The sequence below is a fragment of the Sphingorhabdus sp. genome (assembly GCF_044239665.1).
Taxonomy (GTDB): domain Bacteria; phylum Pseudomonadota; class Alphaproteobacteria; order Sphingomonadales; family Sphingomonadaceae; genus Sphingorhabdus_B.
In genome coordinates this window covers 52,731-75,721 of sequence record NZ_JBIIBA010000005.1, presented here as the reverse complement: position 1 = coordinate 75,721, position 22,991 = coordinate 52,731, and the positions used below count along the sequence as shown (strand labels likewise).

Genomic DNA, 22,991 nt, shown 5'->3' with positions numbered 1-22,991 from the left:
GTCTACCTTATTCAACACCCTCACACACTTCGGGGCACATCAAAATGTATGCAATAGAGGCAAAGGGACTATTAAAGCAATTCGACGGCTTTCGAGCGGTTGATGGTGTGGACTTGAAAATTCCCGAAGGTAGCATTTTTGGCATTTTGGGCCCAAATGGCGCGGGCAAAACAACCATGCTGCGGACCTTGCTTGGTATCATTGATCCCGACGCTGGGACGCGGACCTTGCTTGGCGCCGACCGTCCCATTTTGCAGTCGCGTAACGTGGGCTATTTGCCCGAAGAACGCGGGCTTTACCAATCGATGCGCGCCGTTGACACTATTGCTTTCATGGGTGCGCTGCGCGGCCTGTCGCTAAAGGAAGGCGTGAGAAAAGGCCGTGCCTTGCTAGAAGAAGCTGGCCTTGGTTACGCCGCAGACCGGCAAATCCGGCAGCTGTCCAAAGGTATGGCGCAGACGGTGCAGTTGATGGGTACCATCGTCCATGACCCAAAGCTGATTGTTCTCGATGAACCTTTTTCTGGGCTAGATGCCCTAAATCAAGCGAAGCTCGAAAAGATGATCCGCGCGCAGGCCGCAAAAGGCGTTACCGTTATTTTCTCCACCCATGTCATCGCCCATGCCGAACGCTTGTGCGAACGAATCGCGATTATTGCCAAGGGCAAGATCAGCTTTGATGGGCTGGTATCGGAGGCTCGGGACCGTTTGCGTCCGCAAGTGCATTTGGAAACTGAAACACTCGATGGCCCATGGCGCTCGGCTTTGCCAGCGCAGACAAAGGCAGAGGGGCATCATTGGCACTTCACCTTGCCCGAAACAGGTGTCGAGCCCCTGTTAACCGCCTTGGTCAAGGGCAAAGCGGGTATCCGGTCGCTATCCATTGAACGGCCTGGCTTGCACGATGCCTTCGTCGCGATTGCAGGCGAAGATGTGGCCGCCGAAATGGATGATGCCGCCATGGGAGACGCAAAATGAGAGAGATTTTCCGCGCCGCCTTCGTCATTACCCGCCGCGATTTTACCGCGATTGTCTATTCCAAGGCGTTCATCTTCTTTCTGCTTGGTCCCTTATTGCCCGTATTGGTCGGCTTTGCGGCGGGCAATTTGGGTGAGCAGATGGCGCGGGACGCGTCGCGGCCATCGGTCGCTGTCGCGCTTAATGCGGCTGAATCTGAAAAGCTTTTGGCGGCGCGCGGCGCGCTGTCCAAAACATTTGGCGATGGTTTTTTTGCCGATATGAAAATCGTCGGCGACGCAGCGGCAGAGCAGATACGGCCGCAAGATTATCTGCGCAAAAAAGCGGATAATTTTAGCGTGGTTGTCACAGGGACGCTGGCGAACCCCATCATAACAGGAACCGCACGCAGCATCGCAGGGCAACGCGCCGACATTGAACTTCTTGCCGGCTACGCGTCTAGCAGCGGCAGTGTACAACTGCCCAAAGCCACGCCTGATGTCGTTGCCGAAAGCGCCAATAATGACAAGCAACTGCGAACCATCACCGCGCAAATTGGCCAAGTGCTGATATTCTTCCTCACGATTTTGCTGGCGGGCATGATGCTGTCGAATCTGGTCGAAGAAAAATCGAACAAGATTATCGAAATTTTGGCTGCGTCGATCCCAATGGAATCGGTGTTTCTGGGCAAGCTGGTTGCCATGCTTGCCATGGCATTGGTTGGCATAATAATGTGGTCCATTATTGGCTTGATCGGCTTTGTGGCCATTGATCCTGATTTGCCGCGCATTCCGACGCCAGCGGTCGGATGGCCGATTTTTGTGGGGCTATGCTTCACCTATTTTATCATGGCTTATCTGATGTTTGGCGCCTTATTCCTTGGTATTGGCGCAATGGCGTCTACGGTGCGCGAGGTACAGACGATTTCGACACCAGTAACCATGGCGCAAATGGTGAATTTTTTCTTCGCCGCCTACGCGCTGACCAAGACTGGCGAACCCATGGAAATATTTGCGGTCGTCTTTCCGTTCAGTTCGCCCTTTTCGATGATCGGGCGCGCTGCGCTTGAGCCGACATTATGGCATCATGGCGTAGCGATTATCGGCCAATTGCTGTTCGCGGCGCTGCTGCTGCGCCTTGGCGTATATCTGTTCAAGAAAAACGTCATGAAGTCTGGAAGCGCTGGCCGCGTCGAGGATGGCGGCGAGCGCAAGCTTTGGGGACTGGTTAAAATTTCCCGATAACGCTCCTGCCCCGATTAAGTTGCGGTTCGAAACTGGATTGACATTTTTGTAAGTAGTGGCAATTTCGGCCGCGAGAGGAGTCGAGAATAATGGCCACTGCCCCGATATTTGAGAGCGATTCGCTGCCCTATGAAGTGAACCAGGCACCGCACCGCTGGGATGTAACCAAAGCGGATATTTACCTTGAGGATCGTTGGCATCCTATATTCAAGGAAATGCGGGAAAAGGCACCGATTAACAAAATCGAAGGCTCCGATTTCGGCAGCTATTGGAATGTCACCACGCTGAAAGCGATCCAGCATGTTGAGGCATTGCCAGATATTTATTCGTCTTCATTCGAACATGGCGGCATCACGCTGATCGACGACAACGCGCTCGCGGAACCTATTCCGGAAGACGAAAGGGTCATCATGCCAATGTTCATTGCCATGGACCGGCCCAAGCATACTGAGGAACGCCGCGTCATCGCGCCAGCATTTACGCCGCGCGAAATGGACCGCATGTCTGGCGACATCCGCCGCCGTACGGCGGAGTTGCTAGATTCGCTTCCTATTGGCCAAACATTTGACTGGGTTGATCTGGTCTCGATTGAATTGACCACGCAAATGCTGGCCTTGCTGTTTGATTTTCCTTGGGAGGACCGCCGCAAACTGACCGAATGGTCTGATTGGGCGGGTGACATTGAATTGGTCCGCTCCGAAGAAACCCGCAAAGCGCGGCTCGCCAAAATGTTCGAAATGGGCGCCTATTTCCAGAATCTCTGGAACGAACGCAAAAACAAAGGTGAGGCCCCTGACCTCATCAGCCGGATGATCCATTCGCCGATGAAGGACATGGCCCCGTTGGAATATATGGGTAACCTCATCTTGCTGATCGTCGGCGGTAACGATACGACCCGCAATTCCATGTCGGGCTATGTTTATGGCTTACATAGCTTCCAAGATGAACGTGAGAAGCTGGAACAGAACCCCGCGTTCATTACCAACGCCGTCAGCGAAATCATCCGCTGGCAGACACCGTTGGCGCATATGCGGCGGACTGCGACGCAGGACCATGACCTGTTCGGAGCGCCGATCAAGGCGGGCGATAAAATTGGCATGTGGTATCTGTCTGCCAATCGCGACGAAAGCGTGTTTGAAAATCCGGATAAGCTGATCGTTGACCGCGAAAACGCGCGTCGGCATCTGGCATTTGGTTATGGCATCCATCGCTGCGTGGGTGCGCGGCTTGCCGAACTGCAAATCCGCATCCTGCTTGAAGAGATGGCCGTGCGCCGCCTGCGGCCTAACGTCGTTGCAGAACCAGAGCGCGTTGCCGGTTGCTTTGTGCATGGCTATCGCAAGATGGATGTGGAACTGTCGCGTTATTGATATGAAACTTTTTGGGCCACCGCAGCATGACTGCTGCCAGAGCTGTCAAAGGAACATGTCATGCAATTAAGCAAACGCCAATTTCTGTCGTTTTTGAGTGTAGGTGCAGCCACGTTCGTCTTGGGCTGTGGCCGGGATGCGACGGCCAAGACGCGTTTTGCCGTCACCTACAGCGATACCGAGTGGAAGAAACGGCTGTCGCCGGCGGCCTATCGCATCTTGCGCCAAGAGGATACCGAGCGGCCCTATAGCAGCGCGCTGAATGGCGAAAAACGCAAGGGCACTTATGTCTGTGCTGGCTGCAATAAACGGCTGTTTTCCTCGGCGACAAAGTTCGAAAGCGGTACAGGCTGGCCAAGCTTTTACACGCCATTGGCTGGCGGGATTGGGACGAAAACCGATTATAAGATCGGCTTGCCGCGGACAGAAGTGCACTGCGCGCAATGTGGCGGGCATCTGGGGCATGTTTTTGATGACGGGCCCAAGCCCACCGGTAAGCGCTATTGCATGAACGGTGCCGCCATGAAGTTTGTGCCCAGCTGATCCGGTCGAACAGGGTTGCAATGCGGGTTATTTAGGCCCTTCAATACCCGAAAAGTCCAGTGCAGCAGGCTTTTTTGCGGCGTCGGCCTTGCCATGATTTTCGATAATGGCGGCAATTTCCGACGCCCGGCCGTCCTGTTGGGCATATTCGCGGGCTGAATATCCTGCGCGGCTGTCGGTCTTATCTGGGTTGGCCCCTGCCTTTAACAAGGCGCGCACGGCGTCTATATTGCGGAGTTGGACAGCCAGAATGAGCGCCGTTTCACCTGCGCGATTGCTTTGGTCGACCTGCGCTTTTCTGCGGGTAAGCACGTCTATACCCTCCACATAGCCCAATTGCGTGGCGAGCATTAAAGGGGTCGTACCTTTTTTGTCGGCCAGGTTCGGATTAGCACCTTTTTGCAGCAAATAGCCGAGCCATGTCGAATCGCGGCGCTGGATCACGATATGCAAAGCGGTTTCACCAGAGGTGATATCGCGCGTATTGATGATGACGGAACCAGGTTCTGCCAGAAACTTTTCGGCATCTTCGCCTTTGCGGTCTTTCACCGCTTTCAGGAAATTATAACTGTCCGAAAACTGCGCCATGGCAGCAGGCGCAACGACGCCGCTGGCTACTGGCAAGATGAGCCCAGCCGCTGCAACGAGAAAAAATGTCTTTTTCAACAGAATCTGTTCCATATTCACGTCCATTATCCTTGAATACTCGGTCTTAGCAGACCATGTCTGGCCTCGCTATGAACAAAACATCACTTTTTGCCGCATCCGCCCTTTTGCTCCTATCTGCATGTGACTCTGGTCCCGCGCAACTGCCGCTCAGCGACGCGCCGTTGGCGGGGGCGACAATCGGTGGTGATTTTCTGCTGACAGATCAGGATGGGCAAAAGCGTAGCTTTAAGGAATTCGATGGCAAATATCGCATCGTCTATTTCGGCTATACTTATTGCCCCGATATCTGCACGCCCGATATGCAGAACCTCATGGCTGGCTTGAAAGCGTTTGAAACCAAGAACCCGGAGCTTGCGGCCAAGATCCAACCGATTTTCATTACCGTTGATCCCGCGCGCGATACCAGTGCGGTGCTGAAACAATTTGTCAGCGCCTTTCATCCGCGCGCTATTGGTCTGACTGGTTCCGATGCGGACATTGCCGAAGCCGCCAAAAAATTCGCGATATACGCCAGCCGGGTCGACGGCAGCGCGCCGGAAAACTACCTGATAAGCCACAGCCAGACGCCCTATTTGATGGGGCCAAAGGGTGAGCCATTGGCGATCATGCCCGCAGATGCCCCCAACACCGACGTCAATGAGGGCGCGCCTGATCTGGTAGAGGCTGAATTGGCCAAATGGGTCCGTTAATGTGACCAAAACCCCCTTTTGGGAGGCGCCGATTGCAAGCTTGGATCGCGCGCAGTGGGAAGCCTTATGCGACGGGTGCGGCAAATGCTGCCTCAACAAGGTGGAGGACGAAGATACCGGCCGCATCTACCCCACCAATGTCGCCTGCAAATTGCTTGACCTAAAAACCTGTCAATGTTCCGATTATCGCGGCCGTAGGGCCATTGTGCCGGAATGCCTCCGGCTTACGCCCAACAAAATTGATGATTATGTCTGGCTGCCGTCAACATGCGCTTATGTGCTCCGCGCGGCGGATAAGCCTTTACCAGAATGGCATTATTTGGTCAGCGGAGATCGCCAGACGATACATGATGCTGGCATGTCTGTGCAAAATAGGGCTATATCGGAACTGCATGCTGGACCGCTTGAAAACCATATTGTCGAAAAGCCTCTCTGACCCCATTGTGGTTATCGAAGGCGAGCGCTTACCCGTGCGCATCCGCCGGAACAGCCGCGCAAAACGCATTTCCATGCGCGCCGATGCCATCAAGCGCGAAATCCGGATCACGATGCCGCATTACACCCCCACCAATGTTGCGCTCGATTTTGTCGACAAGAAACGGGCGTGGATTGCCACGCGGCTGAATAATGTGGCGGAGGCCACCCCCGTCGCCCCAGGCAGCGAAATTGCGGTCGAAGGCGAAGGCCATGTCATTGAATGGTGCGAGCAATGGCCACGCAGCGTCCGTTGTGGTGAAGGCAGGTTGCGTCTTGGTGGCCCAGCATCGTCCGTAGAAGCACGCATCCTGCGTTGGTTGAAAGCCGAAGCGCGCGCCACATTTACCAAAGAAATCGCATTTTATTGCGCCAAAGCAAATGCCCCGGTCCCGCGCCTGTCGCTTGGCGATCCACGGAGCCGCTGGGGCAGTTGCTCAAGCCATGGCACTATTTCGCTGAGCTGGCGGTTGATCATGGCCCCTGTCTATGTGCGCCGTTCCGTCATCGCGCATGAGGTCGCACATATCCGCCATATGAACCATAGTGCCGATTTTTATGCATGGCTCGACGCGCTGTACGAAGGCAACCGAAAGGCGGCGGACCAATGGCTCAAAATGCACGGGACTGGTTTGCAGCGCGTCGGCAGATAAGGATAACGCGAAAGCGGCGCCAGTTACCCAGCGCCCGCTTTCCGTCTGATTATACATTCAACCCTTGGCACCACTTCCCAGCGCGCCATATTTTTGTTCAAAACCTGCAATGTCCCCTGCCGAAAGCAATTGGGCTTGGTCGATCCAGTTGTCCCGCGTGATCCGGCCAGCAAAAGCGCCCAGCTTGGCATCGATTTCAGATACGTCGGCATCGGTCCATCTCGCGACCTGGGCAAAGCTGGTTACGCCAAGCCCCTTGAGCAGAGTGTTGACCTTGGGGCCCAAGCCTTTGATCAGCTCAAGATTGTCAGGGATTGATGCCGTTGGCGCAGGCTTTGCCGCCTTTGCCTTGGGCGCGGCTGGCGCTTTTGCTTTTTCGGCTTTGGCCTTGGGCGCTTTTTCCGCTTTTGCCTTTTCTGCAACGGGCTTCGCCGCAGCTTTCGGCGCAGCGGTTTTGGACTCGGCTGCCTTTTTCGTTGCAGCGGTCTTCTCCGGAGCCTTAGCTTTGGCAGTCTTCGCTTTGGCCGTCGTCACCTCTGGCACAGCGGCCTGAACAACCGGCGCAATGGGCGGTGCAGGAACAGCCGCAGGCGGCGACAATATGTCTTTAGCCGCGCTATCCGTTTTCTTCTTCGCGCCGCCCATCGGCAGCAGCCACCACAACAAGCTAGCAGCGATCAGGACCGCAATGATGATGATGATTAAATTATTGGACAATGTGTTTCTCCTCTAAAGCCCCAAAAATATGTCGTTCAATTGCGCAAAATATGGATGCATGAAACCATTAAGCCGTGAAAGTTGCAGGTTAATCCGTGCCGGTTGCCGCCTCGCGCGCCACTTCGCGCCAGCCAATGTCTCTGCGGCAGAAACCACCTGAAAAATCGATACTGTCCACCGCCGCGTAGGCAGCGGCCTGCGCCTGCGTCACCGTATCGCCGGTTGCGGTGACGTTGAGCACACGCCCACCGCTAGCGACCAATTGGCCGCCGACCTCAGCCGTCCCTGCGTGGAATATCTTGGCGTGCGTCACATCTGCCAAATGAATAACGCCCCCTGTTTTCGGCAAAGCCGGATAGCCATTTGCGGCCATCACAATTGTTAAGGCCGCATGGCGCGAAAATTCTGGAGCGGCGGCTTGTGCGAGCGTTCCTGTCGCAACCGCCAACATCAAAGCGGCCAGATCGCCTTCAAAACGGGTCATCAATACTTGGCATTCGGGGTCACCAAAACGGGCATTATATTCAATGAGCTTTGGCCCCTCGTCCGTGAGCATCAGCCCTGCAAACAGGACGCCGGAATACGGCATGTCATGTGCCGCCATATAGGCCACGGTTGGCTTAATGATGCGCTCCATGACTTCAGTCTGTAATGCATCGGTCAACACAAAGGCAGGCGAATAAGCGCCCATCCCGCCGGTATTGGGGCCTGTATCGCCATCGCCCACGCGCTTATGGTCTTGCGCGGAGCCAAAGGCGACAACATCATAGCCATCGGTCAATGCAAAGAAGCTCGCTTCTTCGCCGGTCATAAATTCTTCGATGACGACAGAGGCGCCTGCATCCCCGAAACCGCCGCCGAACATATCATCGATTGCGGCCTCCGCTTCGGCCCGTGTTTCGGCAATGATGACGCCTTTGCCAGCGGCCAAGCCATCCGCCTTGATAACATAAGGCGCATCGAACGCGTCCAAGCCGGTGATTGCCGATGCATTGCTGTCATATCGGGCATAGCCAGCGGTCGGGATGCCAGCCGCCGCGCACATATCCTTGGTAAAGCCCTTAGATCCTTCCAACTGCGCGGCTTTTTGATTGGGGCCAAAGACCGGAATGCCGGCATCGCGCAAGCTGTCGCCCAAACCGCCGACCAATGGTGCTTCGGGTCCGACCACGACCAGTCCAATATCATGGCCCGCGCAAAAGGCGATGACCGCCGCATGATCAGCGAATTTGAGATCCACCAGCTCCGCCTCTTGCGCGATACCGGGATTGCCCGGCGTTGCAAAAAGTGTATCGCAATTTGGCGATTGCGCGAGCTTCCACGCCAGCGCATGTTCGCGACCGCCCGAACCGATGAGCAAGATATTCATGTCCGCAAATGACCCCTTTGAAACTGCCGACCCGCAAGTCACTCGCCTGTTAGCCGAGGAGCGGCCCGGCGACAATGCCCAGGCGATGAGCGTGTCGGAACTGTCGCTTGCCCTGAAACGCACGGTTGAGGATAGGTTCGGCCATGTCCGCGTGCGGGGGGAGATTTCCGGCTTTAAGCGCGCGGCGTCGGGGCACATCTATTTTTGCCTGAAAGATGATAATGCACGGCTTGATGCCGTGATGTGGAAAGGCGGCGCGGCCCGCCTGCCCTTCGCGCCGGAGGATGGGCTTGAAGTCGTCGCCACGGGCAAGCTCACCACTTATGCGGGGCGTTCCAATTATCAAATCGTCGTCGATAACCTGAAGGTAGCCGGCGAAGGCGCGATGATGCTTTTGTTTGAAAAGCTTAAAGCCCGTCTTGCGGCAGAAGGGCTATTTGCGCCCGAACGTAAGAAGAAGCTGCCGTCGCTCCCCCGCACTATCGGCGTGGTTACATCGCCCACAGGCGCAGTCATTCGCGACATTTTGCACCGATTGGCCGACCGCTTCCCAACGCATGTCATCGTCTGGCCGGTATTGGTGCAAGGCGAAGGATCGGCGGCCCAAATAGCGCGGGCCGTCAACGAATTTTCCGCGATGCCGCAAGATGGCCCGGCCACGCGCCCCGACCTTGTGATTGTCGCGCGCGGTGGCGGGTCGATTGAGGACCTTTGGGCCTTTAACGATGAAGCCGTGGTCCGTGCCGTCGCCAATTGCACGATACCGATTATCTCCGCAGTCGGGCATGAAACCGACACCACCTTGTGCGACTTTGCGGCTGATCTGCGCGCGCCTACGCCGACCGCTGCTGCCGAAATCGCGGTTCCGGTGCGCAGCGACCTGTTGCAACGCGTCGGCCAATTGGGTCTGCGCATGGTAAACAATGTGCGCAAGCGTGTGGACCTAGCGGCGGAACGGCTTGAGGCGCAACGGCGTCTCATGCCACGTCTGTCCGATCTTGCCGCACCGCATCAGCAGCGCACCGATGACCTTGCCGAACGTCTGCGCCAGTCCCTGCGCACGCGCGTCGGTAAGGCGGAGATTGCTTATTCGGGGCCAGCAATGATGCTGCACCCCCGCCTTTTGACCCGCCGTGTCGAACAAGGCCAGCAACGGCTAGATGCGCTTAGCCGCCTTGCAGGCAGCCTGCATCCCGAGGCCCCGCTAAAGCGCGGTTTTGCCCGTGTGACAGATGCAGACGGCAAAACGATTATGTCACGGGCTGCAGCAGTGACGGCGGGCGACGTGACCCTGCGGTTCGTCGATGGTGCAGTCGGCAGCGTCATCAATGGTTCTGCGCCGCCGCGATCTGCGACACCCAAACCAGCGCAGCCGACGGTTAATCAAGGCAATCTGTTCGACGGCTGACGCGATGCATTGCCCATTGCGCGTCGATGCGCCATAATGCAGTCATGCTGATGTCTTCGAAAAACAAAGTTGCCCGCCTGCATTATATGGCCAATAACTTCCGTATACTCACCGCTGGCGACCATGTGATATGCGCGGTGACGGGCCAAGCAATCGCGTTGGAGGAGCTGCGTTACTGGAGCGTTGTCAAGCAGGAGCCATATGTGAGTGCAGAGGCATCCACCCGCGCGGCATTGGCCAAGGGTTGAACATTTGATGCGCACCAGCCGGGTTTTGCGCGCAAACATCACGGCTTTCCTCAGTCTGGCCATTGTGACGCCGCCGGTTTTCGCGCAGCCACAGCTTCTGTCCCAAAACAACCCAGCTGAGTTCTGGATATCCGGCGCTGCTGTGCAAGGCGGCTTGGTCATCGGCCGCGCGCCCAAAGGGGCAGGCAGCGTATTTTTAGACGATGTGGCGTTAGAGCTTAGTCCGGACGGCTTCTTCCTGATCGGTTTTGACCGTGACGCACCGATGCAGGCGCGGTTGGCCGCTATGCTGGCCGATGGCAGCAAGATGGAGCGCAATATCACCGTCGCCTTGGGCAATTGGCGCATCGAAAATGTTGCCGCGAACATCACCGGCGGCGCGAAAAGTTCCGCCGAATTTCAGGCACGGCGCAGCGCAGAACTTGCACAGATTACGGCTGCACGCGCAGTCCGCAGCGATAGTGAAGGCTGGCGGCAAAGTTTCATCCGCCCCGTATCAGGCCGCATATCCGGCCTATTTGGCGCACAACGCATCTATAATGGCACGCCGGGCAGCTATCATAATGGCATGGACATCGCCGCTGCCCGAGGCCAGGATTTCGTTGCACCCGCCGACGGCGTCGTCACCCTTGCCGCCAATGACGCCTTCACCTTGGAAGGGCATTTGCTGATGATTGACCATGGCATGGGTTTGAACAGTGCGTTTTTGCACGCGTCCGAATTGCTGGTCAAAAAAGGCGACGTTGTGCGGCAAGGCCAAGTCATCGGCCGCGTTGGTGCCACAGGCAGGGCAAGTGGGCCGCATTTACACTGGGGCATGAAATGGAATGCCGCGCGTATTGACCCAAAGCTGTTATTGCCATCTGGTTGACGCCGCATGATCGTCGGATCGGACAAAAAACAAAGCGCCCCGGCGGTTAGGCCGGGGTGCTAGGGTGCTGGTCTAGAAGGGGGAGGGGGACCAGCGGGTCAACATTTGCTTTTACCCATTTGTTGACCTGTAAATATCGTTTCGAAAAGCAAACTGCAGTTTCCAGATATTGTTCCCAAAAATCATGCCGCTTTTGAATTTATGTCGGCTTCCCGGTGCATCAGCAAAGCTTGGCCAATGGTCGCGATGACGGTTTCCGGTTCAAAAGGCTTCGTGATCAGATAGGTCGGTTCGGGACGTTCGCCGGTAAGCAGGCGTTCCGGAAAGGCTGTGATGAAAATCACGGGCACCGTTTGTTCAGCCAATATATCCTTCACAGCATCGATGCCGCTCGATCCGTCGGCAAGACTGATGTCGGCCAGGATAAGATCTGGCTTTTCATCGCGCGCGTTGGCCACAGCTTCTGCCCGGGTGCGGACAATGGCTATTGTTTCATGGCCGAGGCTTTCGACAATTTGCTTAATGTGCAATGCGATGATCGATTCATCTTCAATGATGAGCACGCGCGCAGACAGCGCATCTTCGATCGCGCTGCGTGCCGCCTGAACATGTTCGCGCACATCGTCTTGGCCCATGCCCAAAATCACGGCCACATCTTCGACCGCAAATCCTTCAACCGTGGCGAGCAGCAAACTTTGTCGGCGCTTGACTGGAAAATGCGCGATCACACCGCTGCGACCGCGCGATTCAAGTGGCGCAATCATTTCGCTTTTCCAGATCCGGTGAAATGTTCTGAATAGCTCGGTTTTGGCTGGAGCATTTTCATCCCATTCTTCAGGCGCTTCCAATAACGCCTCCAATGTTTCGCGCACGGCTGCATCGCCCATTGACTGTGACCCAGTCAATGCCCGTGCGTAACGCCTAAGATATGGCAATTGTGATGCCAGTTGCTGTCTAAATGACATAGTTGCTCCCTTTGCTAGCGAAACTAATACGCTCGAAATGCGATTTTGTTCCCGCCTGATGGAACAATATCATGTGTAGGGGCTTAATCGCCTATGATAAAAATCTTCGCCTGCCTGAATTGTGGTATTGCGCCATGGGCATAACGACAGAATATGGTCAGTCCGGGTCCGACACTTTGCCGGGCGTCTGGAATGATGGAGGGGGTCAATTGGGTAGCAATAAAGGCAAACAGTACGCAGGGGAGGCGATAGACCCGGAATTTGATTCCCTCACCGCGGCCCTACGCCAGATGCATGACAGCATCGCCAATGAACCCGTCCCCGACGATTTTCTGGATCTTCTGGACCAAATTGATGCCAAAATATCCGCCTCTAAGAAATTGTCATGAGCGCCTTGCCGGTGGAATCGCACCCCATCTCTGAACGGCGCGATGCATCGGATGATTTTAGAGCCCAGATGATTGCACTTATCCCGTCGTTGCGCGCTTTTGCACGCGGACTATGCGGCAATCGGGAACTTGCGGACGATCTTGCGCAAGAGGCTATGATGCGGGCATGGGCCGCGCATGCAAGCTTCACCCCGGGAACCAATTTCCGAGCGTGGATGTTCATGATATTGCGTAATCAATTTTACACCACGATGCGCAAAAATTCGCGGATGACGAGTTGGGACCCCGAGGCCGCCGAACGGCTGCTGGTGGAGGCACCGCCGCAGCAACATCACATCCACATGACCGATGTTGAAAAAGCGTTGCGAAAGCTACCTGCTGAACAACGCGAGATACTGATGCTAGTTGGCGCAGGCGGCGCCAGCTACGAAGAGGCAGCGGTTATTACAGGCTGCGCCATCGGTACCGTCAAGAGCAGGCTAGCGCGCGGCCGCGTGGCATTGGCGGCGTTGATTAACGGTCCCGATGAGGCTGTGTTGAACAAGCCCGTGAGATCAAAGCCAGTTCGGAACAGTTTGCCCAAGCACCCCAACCCGACGCCAAGCATGTGACGGCGCAGACCCAGCCGCTGGGGATTGAGCCGCGGGTTTCCGCAGATTTTTTTCGAGGCACAAAAATGGACTCGAATTTCACAAATGATGCCTATCGGTACGCGGACTAAATGGTTTCTTTACGACCAATGAACATGCGAAACGGGCTTATTCTGGTCGTGCTCGTCGCCTTGCTGCCTGTGACGATTGTAAGCTTCATCCAAGGCAACGCGACTTTGAAACATACGCGAAATTTGGCCTTTGATCGGTTGCGCGATACGGCAAGTGCAGTGGCCGAACGGCAACGCGACCCTTTCGTAATTGCACAGCATCTGTTGCTGGCCCACACAACGAACAGGGATGTCGTCCGCATGACCGCCGATTGCGATACGGCGCTGCGCATATCTTTAAGCAATTATCCGCCCGTTACCAATATCGCCCGAACAGCAGCAGATGGCACGGTGCGCTGCTCTGCCATTCCTCTTTCCAAGCCTGTCAATGTTGCGCAAGAAGGCTGGTGGCGACGCGGGGTCAATGCAAAGGGTATGACCATCACAAAAGCGCCGGTTTTCGCGCCCATATCCCAAAGGGACGTGTTGTTCCTTATCTTACCGTTGCGCACCGCCGATGGACAATCGGACGGCACAATCACCGCGGCCATTGACGTCAAATATCTGCGCGACGGGTTGCGCCAAGCCGCACGCGGCAGCGCGGGCGCATTAGCCATTGTGACCCGCGACGGCACGAAGGTGGCAAGTGGCGACCGGCCCTTGCCCTTTACGCCTGACGTCACAGCGCGCCAGAGCCAACCCGTCGAGATCCGCGATAGCAAAGGCACATTATGGATTTACACGCTGCACAAGCTCTACAGTTCTGACCTGTTTGTCGTCTATGCCGAACCACATGATACGTTAATGGCGGCAGCGATATCGCAAGTGCGCACCAGCATTTTGCTGCCTATGATTTCCATATTGCTTGCATCACTTGCCATCTGGGTCGGAACGCACCGCCTGGCCTTAATATGGTTACGCGAATTGCGTGCCGTTTCGGGGCGCTTCGCCCAAGGCGACTTTACCGGAGACAGGCACAAGTTCGACCGCGCGCCCGAAGAAATCGCTGCTTTTAGCGCAGATTTACACAGCATGGCCGATGCTATCGACCGCCGTAATACGGACCTGACGCACGCGTTGGAGGCAAAAACGCTGCTCACCCGTGAAGTGCACCACCGTGTCAAAAACAACCTGCAGATCATCAACAGCCTGTTAACGCTGCAGTCGGACCGTGTGCGTGAAGGCCCAGCGAAGGAAGTGTTGGCACAAACCCGTGCGCGGATAAACGCTTTGGCGCTTATCCACCGACTCTTATACGAACAAGATAATGGCTATGAACGCGGCGAGGTACCGATTCATAACCTGATGGCAGAGCTATGCGCGCAGTTGCGCGGTGCAAGCCGGTCCATGACCCATGTTCAGTTGACCTGTCAGGCAGAGAGTTTCCCGGTGCCGATTGAATATGCCGTACCCTTGACATTGTTCGTGGTGGAAGCGGTCACCAACGCCTTTCGCTATGCATTCCCCAAAGGACGGCATGGGGCAGTCATCCTGCGGTTCAATCTGGAAGGCGAGAATGCCATTCTGGACATTTCGGACAATGGGCAAGGATATATTGTCAGCGACGCAGCCGCGCAAATGGGTACCGAATTGATGCATGGCTTTGCCACCCAAGTGGACGGCGATCTATCGATCTCAAGCCGCAAAGGGCATGGAACGCGGGTTGTACTAAAATTCCCGTTGCCCAAGGTCGCGACTTAGTGCCGGCACAAAAAAGGGCCCGCCGGTTGCCCGACGAGCCCTGATTGCGATGCAACGATGGGACTATTTTTTGTCCTGTGCGTCTGCATTATCTTCCATGGCATCAGCCTTAGCATCGCCTTTTTCACGGACCACTTCAGCTGCATTTTCGACAGCGGTTTCAGCCGCTGTGTCTTTGCCATCTGTCTTGGTGTCCATGGCATCGGCCTCAACCTCCATGATGTCAGCTTGCACTTCAGCCTTATCGCGGACGGCATCGGCTTGCTGCTCTTGTGCATTTTCTGCACCGGAATCGCAGGCGCCAAGCGTCGCCAAAGACACAGATGCGGCGAAAATTAAAATCGACTTTTTCATAAATTTTTCCCTGAGTTAATGTTTAGCGGACACTGCCGCGACGGAACATATTGACGATCGCCAACAGAACGACTGCACCTAAAAATGACGCGACCAACGAGCGGAGATCGAAATTGCCACTGGTGATTGGCGCGCCGCCGATCAGGGGGGTGATGACAAAGCCGGCCAAAAAGGCACCCACGATGCCAATAATGACATTTAAGAAAATGCCTTGCTGTCCGTCTGTGCGCATGACGATGCTGGCCAGCCAGCCCAAAATGCCACCAACAATAAGAATGATAATGAGGTTCATGCTATTTCTCCCTTTCAGAGTGCGAGGGAAAACATCGCTCGAACCATTTGGTTCCGATTTTGCTTAGGCCACAGCCTAATCCCCGTTCAACCGAGCAATTTGACGGCTGTTCAGAGGAACCATGCCGCACCTTTCGTCGTTACCTATGCAGAATTAAACTTCGACAAATGACGAAAGTGAGGATGACATGACACAGTCAGTAAGCCCCAAAAAAAATATGGCCAATGGGAGCGCAAAAAGCACGAATGGATCAACCAGGGCCAGCGCGAAGCCCGCTGGGAAGTCGAGCCCAAGGCCCATGCAAGCGCGTAAAGGGCAAGGCAGCCGCTCGTCTGCATATGCCGTACCGTCATGGCTTGGCGCGGTGGCCTCTGTCATTGGCGTCGGCGTTGCGATAGGCGCAGGACTTTACGCGACGCGTGATCAATGGATGCCAAAGGCCGACAAATGGAAAGAAGATTTTTCCGCCGCCTTTGCCGATGATGAAACCGATTCTGAGAATTTCGACCAAACCCGCCACGCCGGCGCGGACTCTATGCGCGATCATCCGGGTAAGAATTGGAACAAGGTTGATGACATGTCGGATGCGTCTTTCCCCGCCAGCGACCCGCCATCTTTCACGCCAGCGACCGTATCCTGAGTGGAGGACAGAATGATGTCGCATTCCGATGGTGGCATTATTGTTAATCTCTAAAGAAAAACGGGCTGTCCGCATCACTGCTGACAGCCCGATTTTCATTCAGCAGCGTGATTCCGACGGGGGCGATTTCAATGGGGTTTCATCGGGAATACGCCCCGGATAATCGGTATCGCCCAAATCACCTGGAGACACTTCGTCTGGGCTAGTGCCCGGCACTTCGTTCGGCGGGCTGTAGGGCTTGGGGTCGGGGTCGACCCTATGTTGCATAGGCATCATCTTATGGCTCCCCAATAGACAGCGACCATGGCGACCACCGCGAGAACCAATGATACTGCCAGAACATAGCGCACGCCCATGCCTGTCTTTCCGGCCCGCGCGTCTTGTGTGTTTATCTTCATAACACGTCTCCTTATGTACATGGTACAAAGGTAACGCCCGAAGCGCGGCTTGGTTCAACCGGCGCAGTAGCGAAAATTCCACCGCCACTTGCGCGCCAATAAAAAGGCCGGGAATGACCCGGCCTTTTTATGTTCCATAAGGTTAAAATATCAGCCTGGCGTTTCGAAATAGGCGATCAGGTCCGCACGCTTTTGTGCATCTGGCAGACCCGCATAGATCATTTTCGTCTGCGGAATGACGCGCTGTGGCTTTTCCAGAAACTGGAACAATTTTTCCTTGGTCCAGACAAAGCCCGCGCCCGCATTGGCCGCAGAATATGTATATCCTGGAACTGTTCCAGCCGTGCGCCCGATAATATTATGCAAGGACGGGCCGATTTTGTTCACGCCAGCGTCGGTAACATGGCAGGTACGGCATTGCGCGAATAGCATCTTGCCATTGGCGGCATTGCCGGTGAAGTTGGCAACACTGGTGCCGTCAACCGTGCTCATGTCGGTTGCAGCAAGGGGCCCCGCAGGTGCAGCTGGAGCAGATGCTTCCGCCTGAACGGATGCATCGGCCTCGCCTTCTGAACCGCCCGAACATGCCGCAAGCATTGCGGATAAAGCCACGAGGCAAGCTATTGCTTTTGTGTTGACCATAGATTCTCCTGTCACGTCTTTAATGGCCACATAGCCAATATCTTGCTTACGCAATGCGCTTGCAACTTTAATCAACAACGCCCCCCATGAAAAGGCCATTATGCAGCATTATCCATGCTTTTCTATATGGGCATTTTCCATCACCAGCTTGTGCCTGAGGCGCGCGGCAATATTACTCCGGCGCTGGCGATTTTACCGCATGTCCGATAGCGCATGGCGTGCGGCTGCCACCGTCCGCGCGACATCGTTCGCATTTGTATTCCAACCGCAAACGCTGATCCGCATCACCCGCTCGCCGTTCCAACTGCCGCCACTTAGAAAGGCTTCCCCGCTGGCGTTGATCGACGCGATGACTGCGTCGCTGATGTTGGCACCGTCTTTCGCATCGAAGCGCACTAAGCCCTGATTCATGGTCGGACGCGCGATGCCTGTGGCACCCTCAAGCTTGCAGATACCATCATAAATCGCCGCCGCATGATCGCAGCACCGTTCAATCATCGCCGCAAGGCCGTCCCGGCCAAGCTCCATCAAAGCCGCCAAGGCTGGAATGGCTCGGGCGCGGCGCGACCATTCTGGCGTAAAGTCCATGGGGTCGCGCACCGGCCCGCCATTGGTCAGATAGGCAGCGGTCATACGCATTGCAGCAATATGGGCGCTGGCGTGGCGGGTGATAGCCATGCCACAGTCATAAGGCGTGTTCAGCCATTTATGCCCGTCGGTGGCCCAGCTGTCGGCGCGCTCCACCCCGGCAACCAAAGCGGATAGACGTGGACTGGCATTAGCCCAAAGTCCAAAAGCGCCGTCCACATGCACCCATGCGCCAGCCGCCTGTGCAATCGGGCACAATGTCGAAAAATCGTCGCAAGCGCCAATGTTGAGATCACCCGCGTTGAGAATGACGATCGTCGGTGCATCGGGCGCTTCGGCAAGCGCGGCGCGTAGAACTTCTGGCCCGACCAAACCGGGCCTGTCCCCACTTAATGGGACGATACAATCGCTACCTAAACCCAAAAGGCGCAATGCTCTGGTCACCGAAGAATGGTGATGGGCATTGGCAAGCACGCGGATCGCAGGCGCGCCTTGCAGGCCCTTTGCCTCAACATCCCACCCCTTTTGCTCCAGAACAGCATGACGCGCGGCCGCCAGCGCCGTTGCATGCGCCATCTGGCAGCCAGTGACAAAGGCGTAACTGGCATCGGTTGGTAAACGCAAAGCATCTAGCAGGAACCGGCCGGCGACCTCTTCGAGAACCGCGCCAGCAGGGCTGGTGGAGGCGAGTACCGCATTTTGGTCCCATGCCGAGCACAGAATATCCGCCGCCAAAGCAGAAGGGAGTGCGCCGCCTTTCACCCATGCAAAAAAGCGGCCACCCGCATTGCCCGTCAGCCCCGGTTCAGCAGCCGCCGCAATCGCGCGCACCACATCATTTGCGGGCATTCCGCGCTCGGGAAATTGCGCGGGCAAAGGCAGACGCATCTCGTCTGCTGTGCCGCGCGCGGCGACGGGCCGCGTTCCGAGCGAATTGAGAAAACGACGGGCTTCGGCAAAAGCGATATCAAGCGTGTCCATGACGCGTCGGTAAATGCTTTATCGAAACGAGTCTATGTGGATGTCCGGCACTGCCACTTTAGATCAAAATGCGCGCCGTTATATCCACGCTACTCAACAGGGGTATTTTCCGCGCCAGTCTCCTTGAGCACCTTGTGCCGGAGGCGGTTTACAAACAGATAGATTAACAACATGACCGGCAAAGTTACCGCGCCCATGATGATGTCAGTTATATGGTCGCTGTTGATCGCAGCAATGCCCTTTGTCATATAGGCTATCAACCCTATCAGATAATAGGCAGCGGCAATGACCGAGAGTCCTTCGACCAATGTTTGAAGGCGAAACTGAAGCTGCGTGGAGCGCTCCATTGACCGCATCAGCACGAGGTTCTGCGCTTTAATCCGGCTGTCGATCCGCACATCAAGCGTGTGCATGACACCCGATATCCGTTCGGCAATATCCCTCAGCCGCTGACGGAATACGGAACAGGTGCGCGATGCAGGCACTAGCCGTCGTTCCGTGAAATCCGTGAGGCTCTGAAAATTGGCTATCGGTTGAACATCCAGTGCCGCCAACCGGTCTGCGGCAACCTCTGCATAAGCCGCCGTCGCGCTCAGTCGGAAGCTGGTGGCAGATCGAATAAGTTCCAGCTCTGACGAAATGCCCGCTAGGTCATTCAACAAAATCTCGTCATCTTCATCCGCCAAGGCAACGCGCCGGGCATGGTCAGACAGGCGATGTTCCAGCTGGTCAAGCTGCGGGCCGTGTTGCTGCACCACAGGAAAGCCAAGCAAGGCCAAGTTCCGATAATTGCCCAGTTCTTGGACGCGCTGGATGATGCGGCCACGCTCTCCTGCACCCAAGTCCCCAGCGGTAATAAGCAATCGGCCGTAGCCATCCCCATGAATGCTGAAATCTGACCAGAGGCGAATGCCGGAATTGATGTCGCAACACACCATTTCCTCTGTAGAAATGCCAATCGCCGACAAATCCGCTTCGATATTTACATTATCTGGGACAACCCGAATTTGCGTCGCCCGAACAACGCCGCCCGGCCAGTTTTCAAGCCATTGAATATAATTGTGCCGGACGGGATCGGGAATGTCCGCCGGAAAAATCAGCGTTAGCGTGCTGGCTTCGGTATGTCGTTCCCATAAGAAATATATGCCTGAGGCCGTATGCCCGGAACCGTGCCGCGCCGCGAGCGTCCAATCGTCAAAATCGGGGCGCTTATGTATCAGCCACTGGTCCTCACTATTGCGTTCGGCAGGTTCGATTAACCGGACCACTTGGTAGATTTCAGAATTGGCGCTTACTGGCGCAAAACGGCGCAACCGCATTTCGTCAACAGCCCATCGGCGCAGCGGATGTTCAGTAAAGCTCATAGACAGATAGTCGCACAGAAAATCTGAAAGTCTATACACTTAAATGCCTTAGGGTCGGGACCCTTTGCGCACGCAAGATGAACAAAAAGACACAAAAAACAACATTTCGTTCTTTTTATACCCCATATGGGCATTGGGAATCACCCAAAATTCCCTGATGAGCGCGGTCTGCGGAGACCACAGTCCAGGTAAGCCGCGTTCAAAGGATTAGAAAATGAAGAAAATATCTAGCAAGCTTTTTGTAGCGCTCTCGGGCAACATGGCTCTTGGCGTTTCTGCCCCTGCGGTTGCTCAATCGGCCAATGGCAGTGGTTCGATTAAAATTGTCCGTTCGGTTTTCGTTAGAATGTGTTGGAGGCCCGAGCCGGAATCGAACCGGCGTGCAAGGATTTGCAGTCCTCTGCGTCACCACTCCGCCATCGGGCCTCTGAACAATAACTTGCCTAAACAGCATGCCATTATGTGGTGAAGGCGGGCGTTTAGCGGCTTGCCCAATTCAATGCAACCGGCAATCTGACGCCTTGTGCCCCGTCCGCCACAAGCGGCGGAAAAAGTTGCTATTTGCATACCGAAATAGGCTATTTGTCTGAATCCCGCTTGGCGGAAGGGACAAGGCTGGCTAGAACCAGACTCAAGGGCTGTATTGTGATTGCAGTACAGTTGTGCCAGTTGGCCAGCAAGTTAATGGAAATATTCCGATGGAATCAGTGAATTTTGAAGAGATGCGGCGGTCCATGGTGGACAGCCAGCTGCGCACAAGTGGCGTCACCGACTTATGGGTGCTGGCTGCCATGGGCAACATCCCGCGTGAGGATTTCGTGCCGCAGACGCACCGATCCACAGCCTATATGGACCGGTCGATTACGCTCGACGATGGTTCTGTCCTCAACCCTGCTATGTCTTGCGCGTTGCTGCTACAGGCGGCGGATGTGCGCGCGGACGATCATGTGTTGTTGCTTGGCAAAGAGGATGGTTATGTCGCCGCGATTTTGCGCACGCGGGTCAACGCTCTTGTGTGTGTAACGGCGGAGAATTTTTCGGCAGCAATATCGGCGGCACCTTATTCGGTGATTGTCATTGACGGCGCGGTAGAAGAGTTGCCCGCAGCGTTGGTGGATCTCGCCGCCGACGGCGCGCGATTGGTGACGGGCATCATCGACGGCGCAGTAACGCGTCTGGCCAAGGGCTTTGTCCACAAAGGAAAAATTGCGTTGAAATCATTTGAGGATAGCGAAATTGCCCCGCTGCCGGCCTTTGCCCGCAAGCCGGAGTTCGTATTTTGAGCGCGCGCCATCTGTTCACGGCCGCCTTGCTGGCGTCTACCGTAATAGTCGCGCCTGCTTATGCGGACACTTTGCGTGACGCCTTGGTGTCAGCTTATGAAACCAACCCCAACCTGACCGCTGCACGTCAGGGCCAGCGCGCAACCAACGAAGGGGTTCCTTTGGCCAAGGCGAATGGCCGTCCCGATATCAAATTACAGCCAACTTTTTTCGAAAATGTCCTTCAGGACAGCGGCGGATCCGTGGTTCAGGCCCGCGGCATCAGCATCAACGGTACGATTTCAGCGCCCTTATATGCCGGCGGCGGCATTAAAAATGCGGTGCGCGCGTCGGAAAACCGGGTTGAGGCTGGCTTTGCCAATCTGCGTGGCACCGAAAGCGCCATATTTTCGGCGGTGGTCGGCGCCTATATGGATGTCATCCGCGATGAATCGATTGTCGATCTAAACCGCGCGCAGGTTGGCGTTCTGACCGTTAATCTGGATGCAACGCGTGACCGGTTTGAAATAGGCGATCTGACCCGCACCGATGTCGCGCAGTCCGAAGCGCGGCTTGCGCTGGCAACCAGCAATATGGAAACGGCGCGCGCCAATCTTATCCGTTCAAAAGAGATTTATATTCAGTTGGTCGGACGCGAACCCGGGCAGTTGGAGGCGCCGCCGCCATTGCCCAATTTGCCATTAACGCCAGATAGCGCAGTGACCGTGGCGCTGGAAAACAACCCGGATTTGATTGCGGCGCGCGAAACGCGCGAGGCCGCAGGTTTTGATCGCCGCGCTGCGAATGCATCGCGTTTGCCCACCATAAGCGTCTTTACGTCGCCATCTTACTCCAATGCTTTAAATTCGATCTCATCGAATATTCCAGGCTTTGTTCCGGATAACAGCACGTTAAATGCACAAGCAGGCGTTCGTGCGACTTTACCCTTATATCAAGGTGGACAGCCCGCCGCGCAAATTCGTCAAGCGCAGGCTCGTCTCGGCCAAGCGCAAGAACTGGAAATCGCCGCGGAGCGTGAAGTGATTGCTCAGACCCGCGCTTCCTACGCAAGCTGGCGTGCGGCACTTGATGTCATCGCCGCTTCCGAACGGGCCGTGTCGGCAAACGCGTTATCGCTGGAAGGCACGCGCGCCGAAAATGGCGTTGGTAACCGCACCATATTGGACATATTGAACGCGGAACAAGAATTGCTGAACAGCAAGGTTCAACTCGTCGCCGCGCGCCGCAACGCTTATGTCGCCGGTTTCACTTTGTTGGCCGCAATGGGTAAAGCCGAAGCGCGCGATTTGGGCCTTGAAGGCGGCGCATTATACGATCCCGTCGCTGACTATCAAAAGGTTGATGGCGCATGGAGCGACTGGTCTTCACAGCACGATCCCGTTGCAAAATCGACCCGAACCGTTGACACGGCCGCCCAAAAAGCCGAGATAGAGCCAATTGTTACCGACGGTAAAATCCGGTAATCTACGCAAGGGCTGAAAAT

At 55.7% G+C, this 22,991-nt stretch carries 27 protein-coding genes and 1 tRNA gene; 16 read left to right on the top strand and 12 right to left on the bottom strand.

Translation table 11 applies throughout. The annotated features are described in order from the left end of the window. Window positions 1-44 precede the first annotated feature (44 nt). From ACILP3_RS02830 to msrB, 4 genes are all read left to right on the top strand, one after another. Window positions 45-977, top strand: coding sequence for an ABC transporter ATP-binding protein (locus ACILP3_RS02830; protein ID WP_395615153.1), 933 nt, complete (start codon window positions 45-47; stop codon window positions 975-977). After that, window positions 974-2,200: an ABC transporter permease gene (locus ACILP3_RS02825; RefSeq protein WP_395615152.1), complete on the top strand. Its 1,227-nt coding sequence runs from the start codon at window positions 974-976 to the stop codon at window positions 2,198-2,200. Before ACILP3_RS02830 ends, ACILP3_RS02825 begins: the two co-directional genes overlap by 4 nt. An 89-nt stretch (window positions 2,201-2,289) precedes the next feature. Then, entirely contained in the window at window positions 2,290-3,570 is a 1,281-nt protein-coding gene (locus ACILP3_RS02820; RefSeq protein ID WP_395615151.1) for a cytochrome P450, read from the top strand. Between the two features lie 60 nt (window positions 3,571-3,630). Continuing rightward, window positions 3,631-4,113: a peptide-methionine (R)-S-oxide reductase MsrB gene (gene msrB / locus ACILP3_RS02815; protein ID WP_395615150.1), complete on the top strand. Its 483-nt coding sequence runs from the start codon at window positions 3,631-3,633 to the stop codon at window positions 4,111-4,113. 27 nt (window positions 4,114-4,140) lie between these two features. Here msrB and ACILP3_RS02810 read toward each other — a convergent pair whose 3' ends face one another. Then, complete coding sequence (locus tag ACILP3_RS02810; protein ID WP_395615149.1) at window positions 4,141-4,794, bottom strand: ankyrin repeat domain-containing protein; 654 nt, start codon at window positions 4,792-4,794, stop codon at window positions 4,141-4,143. A 56-nt stretch (window positions 4,795-4,850) separates the two neighbouring features. Here ACILP3_RS02810 and ACILP3_RS02805 point away from each other — a divergent pair, with 56 nt between their 5' ends. From ACILP3_RS02805 to ACILP3_RS02795, 3 genes are read left to right on the top strand one after another with little or no spacing between them, the layout of a single operon-like run. Continuing rightward, window positions 4,851-5,471 carry an SCO family protein gene (locus ACILP3_RS02805; protein ID WP_395615148.1) on the top strand — a complete coding sequence of 207 codons (621 nt, stop codon included), beginning with the start codon at window positions 4,851-4,853 and terminating at the stop codon, window positions 5,469-5,471. 1 nt (window position 5,472) lies between these two features. Next, window positions 5,473-5,907 carry a YcgN family cysteine cluster protein gene (locus ACILP3_RS02800; RefSeq protein ID WP_395615147.1) on the top strand — a complete coding sequence of 145 codons (435 nt, stop codon included), beginning with the start codon at window positions 5,473-5,475 and terminating at the stop codon, window positions 5,905-5,907. Beyond that, window positions 5,864-6,598 (top strand): M48 family metallopeptidase, encoded by a 735-nt coding sequence (locus tag ACILP3_RS02795; RefSeq protein WP_395615146.1) that lies wholly within the window; start codon window positions 5,864-5,866, stop codon window positions 6,596-6,598. The genes ACILP3_RS02800 and ACILP3_RS02795 overlap by 44 nt, the downstream gene beginning before the upstream one ends. 57 nt (window positions 6,599-6,655) lie before the next feature. Here ACILP3_RS02795 and ACILP3_RS02790 read toward each other — a convergent pair whose 3' ends face one another. Together ACILP3_RS02790 and purD are read right to left on the bottom strand one after the other, a co-directional pair. After that, entirely contained in the window at window positions 6,656-7,315 is a 660-nt protein-coding gene (locus ACILP3_RS02790; RefSeq protein ID WP_395615145.1) for a hypothetical protein, read from the bottom strand. 88 nt (window positions 7,316-7,403) lie between these two features. Continuing rightward, window positions 7,404-8,684 carry a phosphoribosylamine--glycine ligase gene (gene purD, locus ACILP3_RS02785; RefSeq protein ID WP_395615144.1) on the bottom strand — a complete coding sequence of 427 codons (1,281 nt, stop codon included), beginning with the start codon at window positions 8,682-8,684 and terminating at the stop codon, window positions 7,404-7,406. Between purD and xseA the strand changes: the two genes are divergently transcribed. The 3 genes from xseA to ACILP3_RS02770 are packed head-to-tail and all read left to right on the top strand — an operon-like array spanning window position 8,683 to window position 11,211. Continuing rightward, entirely contained in the window at window positions 8,683-10,092 is a 1,410-nt protein-coding gene (xseA, locus tag ACILP3_RS02780; RefSeq protein ID WP_395615143.1) for an exodeoxyribonuclease VII large subunit, read from the top strand. The two genes, purD and xseA, sit on opposite strands and share 2 nt — an antisense overlap. 44 nt (window positions 10,093-10,136) lie before the next feature. Beyond that, the gene (locus ACILP3_RS02775) at window positions 10,137-10,340 is read left to right on the top strand and encodes a DUF2093 domain-containing protein (RefSeq protein ID WP_395615181.1); all 204 of its coding nucleotides are present in this window, start codon (window positions 10,137-10,139) and stop codon (window positions 10,338-10,340) included. 7 nt (window positions 10,341-10,347) lie between these two features. Next, complete coding sequence (locus tag ACILP3_RS02770) at window positions 10,348-11,211, top strand: M23 family metallopeptidase (protein WP_395615180.1); 864 nt, start codon at window positions 10,348-10,350, stop codon at window positions 11,209-11,211. Window positions 11,212-11,393: 182 nt separating this feature from the next. On the opposite strand, the gene ACILP3_RS02765 is transcribed toward ACILP3_RS02770, so the two are convergent. After that, window positions 11,394-12,176, bottom strand: coding sequence for a response regulator (locus ACILP3_RS02765; RefSeq protein ID WP_395615142.1), 783 nt, complete (start codon window positions 12,174-12,176; stop codon window positions 11,394-11,396). A 71-nt stretch (window positions 12,177-12,247) separates the two neighbouring features. On the opposite strand from ACILP3_RS02765, the gene ACILP3_RS02760 reads away from it, so the two are divergent. From ACILP3_RS02760 to ACILP3_RS02750, 3 genes are all read left to right on the top strand, one after another. After that, on the top strand, window positions 12,248-12,565 hold the full coding sequence (locus ACILP3_RS02760) for a NepR family anti-sigma factor (RefSeq protein ID WP_395615141.1): 318 nt from the start codon (window positions 12,248-12,250) through the stop codon (window positions 12,563-12,565). Further along, complete coding sequence (locus ACILP3_RS02755; RefSeq protein ID WP_395615140.1) at window positions 12,562-13,176, top strand: sigma-70 family RNA polymerase sigma factor; 615 nt, start codon at window positions 12,562-12,564, stop codon at window positions 13,174-13,176. Before ACILP3_RS02760 ends, ACILP3_RS02755 begins: the two co-directional genes overlap by 4 nt. A gap of 128 nt (window positions 13,177-13,304) precedes the next feature. Then, a complete protein-coding gene (locus ACILP3_RS02750; RefSeq protein ID WP_395615139.1) occupies window positions 13,305-14,966 on the top strand; it encodes a sensor histidine kinase in 1,662 nt (553 codons plus the stop codon). Window positions 14,967-15,029: 63 nt separating this feature from the next. Here ACILP3_RS02750 and ACILP3_RS02745 read toward each other — a convergent pair whose 3' ends face one another. Together ACILP3_RS02745 and ACILP3_RS02740 are read right to left on the bottom strand one after the other, a co-directional pair. Further along, window positions 15,030-15,320 carry a hypothetical protein gene (locus tag ACILP3_RS02745; protein ID WP_395615138.1) on the bottom strand — a complete coding sequence of 97 codons (291 nt, stop codon included), beginning with the start codon at window positions 15,318-15,320 and terminating at the stop codon, window positions 15,030-15,032. A 22-nt stretch (window positions 15,321-15,342) separates the two neighbouring features. Continuing rightward, entirely contained in the window at window positions 15,343-15,612 is a 270-nt protein-coding gene (locus ACILP3_RS02740) for a GlsB/YeaQ/YmgE family stress response membrane protein (RefSeq protein WP_395615137.1), read from the bottom strand. Window positions 15,613-15,910: 298 nt separating this feature from the next. Between ACILP3_RS02740 and ACILP3_RS02735 the strand changes: the two genes are divergently transcribed. Further along, entirely contained in the window at window positions 15,911-16,252 is a 342-nt protein-coding gene (locus tag ACILP3_RS02735) for a hypothetical protein (RefSeq protein ID WP_395615136.1), read from the top strand. A gap of 99 nt (window positions 16,253-16,351) precedes the next feature. On the opposite strand, the gene ACILP3_RS02730 is transcribed toward ACILP3_RS02735, so the two are convergent. The 6 genes from ACILP3_RS02730 to ACILP3_RS02705 form a co-directional block, all read right to left on the bottom strand. After that, window positions 16,352-16,519 carry a hypothetical protein gene (locus ACILP3_RS02730; RefSeq protein WP_395615135.1) on the bottom strand — a complete coding sequence of 56 codons (168 nt, stop codon included), beginning with the start codon at window positions 16,517-16,519 and terminating at the stop codon, window positions 16,352-16,354. Between the two features lie 5 nt (window positions 16,520-16,524). After that, window positions 16,525-16,650, bottom strand: coding sequence for a hypothetical protein (locus ACILP3_RS02725; RefSeq protein WP_395615134.1), 126 nt, complete (start codon window positions 16,648-16,650; stop codon window positions 16,525-16,527). A gap of 150 nt (window positions 16,651-16,800) precedes the next feature. Then, window positions 16,801-17,391: a c-type cytochrome gene (locus ACILP3_RS02720; RefSeq protein ID WP_395615133.1), complete on the bottom strand. Its 591-nt coding sequence runs from the start codon at window positions 17,389-17,391 to the stop codon at window positions 16,801-16,803. A gap of 93 nt (window positions 17,392-17,484) precedes the next feature. Continuing rightward, window positions 17,485-18,861: a pyridoxal phosphate-dependent decarboxylase family protein gene (locus ACILP3_RS02715; RefSeq protein ID WP_395615132.1), complete on the bottom strand. Its 1,377-nt coding sequence runs from the start codon at window positions 18,859-18,861 to the stop codon at window positions 17,485-17,487. A gap of 89 nt (window positions 18,862-18,950) precedes the next feature. Next, window positions 18,951-20,225, bottom strand: a complete 1,275-nt coding sequence (locus ACILP3_RS02710; RefSeq protein ID WP_395615131.1) for a DUF3422 family protein — start codon at window positions 20,223-20,225, stop codon at window positions 18,951-18,953. Window positions 20,226-20,577: 352 nt separating this feature from the next. After that, window positions 20,578-20,651 (bottom strand) — tRNA-Cys (locus tag ACILP3_RS02705). Between the two features lie 272 nt (window positions 20,652-20,923). On the opposite strand from ACILP3_RS02705, the gene ACILP3_RS02700 reads away from it, so the two are divergent. Then, complete coding sequence (locus tag ACILP3_RS02700; RefSeq protein ID WP_395615130.1) at window positions 20,924-21,508, top strand: protein-L-isoaspartate O-methyltransferase; 585 nt, start codon at window positions 20,924-20,926, stop codon at window positions 21,506-21,508. Continuing rightward, complete coding sequence (locus tag ACILP3_RS02695; RefSeq protein ID WP_395615129.1) at window positions 21,505-22,971, top strand: TolC family outer membrane protein; 1,467 nt, start codon at window positions 21,505-21,507, stop codon at window positions 22,969-22,971. Before ACILP3_RS02700 ends, ACILP3_RS02695 begins: the two co-directional genes overlap by 4 nt. Window positions 22,972-22,991 lie beyond the last annotated feature (20 nt).

What these genes read in the sequence shown, in the direction of transcription:
- ACILP3_RS02830 (WP_395615153.1), top strand. Translation starts at nt 45, where the DNA reads ATGTATGCAATAGAGGCAAAGGGACTATTAAAGCAATTCGACGGCTTT.
- ACILP3_RS02825 (WP_395615152.1), top strand. Translation starts at nt 974, where the DNA reads ATGAGAGAGATTTTCCGCGCCGCCTTCGTCATTACCCGCCGCGATTTT.
- ACILP3_RS02820 (WP_395615151.1), top strand. Translation starts at nt 2,290, where the DNA reads ATGGCCACTGCCCCGATATTTGAGAGCGATTCGCTGCCCTATGAAGTG.
- msrB (WP_395615150.1), top strand. Translation starts at nt 3,631, where the DNA reads ATGCAATTAAGCAAACGCCAATTTCTGTCGTTTTTGAGTGTAGGTGCA.
- ACILP3_RS02810 (WP_395615149.1), bottom strand. Translation starts at nt 4,794, where the DNA reads ATGGAACAGATTCTGTTGAAAAAGACATTTTTTCTCGTTGCAGCGGCT.
- ACILP3_RS02805 (WP_395615148.1), top strand. Translation starts at nt 4,851, where the DNA reads ATGAACAAAACATCACTTTTTGCCGCATCCGCCCTTTTGCTCCTATCT.
- ACILP3_RS02795 (WP_395615146.1), top strand. Translation starts at nt 5,864, where the DNA reads ATGCTGGACCGCTTGAAAACCATATTGTCGAAAAGCCTCTCTGACCCC.
- xseA (WP_395615143.1), top strand. Translation starts at nt 8,683, where the DNA reads ATGTCCGCAAATGACCCCTTTGAAACTGCCGACCCGCAAGTCACTCGC.
- purD (WP_395615144.1), bottom strand. Translation starts at nt 8,684, where the DNA reads ATGAATATCTTGCTCATCGGTTCGGGCGGTCGCGAACATGCGCTGGCG.
- ACILP3_RS02775 (WP_395615181.1), top strand. Translation starts at nt 10,137, where the DNA reads ATGCTGATGTCTTCGAAAAACAAAGTTGCCCGCCTGCATTATATGGCC.
- ACILP3_RS02770 (WP_395615180.1), top strand. Translation starts at nt 10,348, where the DNA reads ATGCGCACCAGCCGGGTTTTGCGCGCAAACATCACGGCTTTCCTCAGT.
- ACILP3_RS02765 (WP_395615142.1), bottom strand. Translation starts at nt 12,176, where the DNA reads ATGTCATTTAGACAGCAACTGGCATCACAATTGCCATATCTTAGGCGT.
- ACILP3_RS02760 (WP_395615141.1), top strand. Translation starts at nt 12,248, where the DNA reads ATGTGTAGGGGCTTAATCGCCTATGATAAAAATCTTCGCCTGCCTGAA.
- ACILP3_RS02755 (WP_395615140.1), top strand. Translation starts at nt 12,562, where the DNA reads ATGAGCGCCTTGCCGGTGGAATCGCACCCCATCTCTGAACGGCGCGAT.
- ACILP3_RS02750 (WP_395615139.1), top strand. Translation starts at nt 13,305, where the DNA reads ATGAACATGCGAAACGGGCTTATTCTGGTCGTGCTCGTCGCCTTGCTG.
- ACILP3_RS02745 (WP_395615138.1), bottom strand. Translation starts at nt 15,320, where the DNA reads ATGAAAAAGTCGATTTTAATTTTCGCCGCATCTGTGTCTTTGGCGACG.
- ACILP3_RS02740 (WP_395615137.1), bottom strand. Translation starts at nt 15,612, where the DNA reads ATGAACCTCATTATCATTCTTATTGTTGGTGGCATTTTGGGCTGGCTG.
- ACILP3_RS02735 (WP_395615136.1), top strand. Translation starts at nt 15,911, where the DNA reads ATGCAAGCGCGTAAAGGGCAAGGCAGCCGCTCGTCTGCATATGCCGTA.
- ACILP3_RS02730 (WP_395615135.1), bottom strand. Translation starts at nt 16,519, where the DNA reads ATGCAACATAGGGTCGACCCCGACCCCAAGCCCTACAGCCCGCCGAAC.
- ACILP3_RS02725 (WP_395615134.1), bottom strand. Translation starts at nt 16,650, where the DNA reads ATGAAGATAAACACACAAGACGCGCGGGCCGGAAAGACAGGCATGGGC.
- ACILP3_RS02720 (WP_395615133.1), bottom strand. Translation starts at nt 17,391, where the DNA reads ATGGCCTTTTCATGGGGGGCGTTGTTGATTAAAGTTGCAAGCGCATTG.
- ACILP3_RS02715 (WP_395615132.1), bottom strand. Translation starts at nt 18,861, where the DNA reads ATGGACACGCTTGATATCGCTTTTGCCGAAGCCCGTCGTTTTCTCAAT.
- ACILP3_RS02710 (WP_395615131.1), bottom strand. Translation starts at nt 20,225, where the DNA reads ATGAGCTTTACTGAACATCCGCTGCGCCGATGGGCTGTTGACGAAATG.
- ACILP3_RS02700 (WP_395615130.1), top strand. Translation starts at nt 20,924, where the DNA reads ATGGAATCAGTGAATTTTGAAGAGATGCGGCGGTCCATGGTGGACAGC.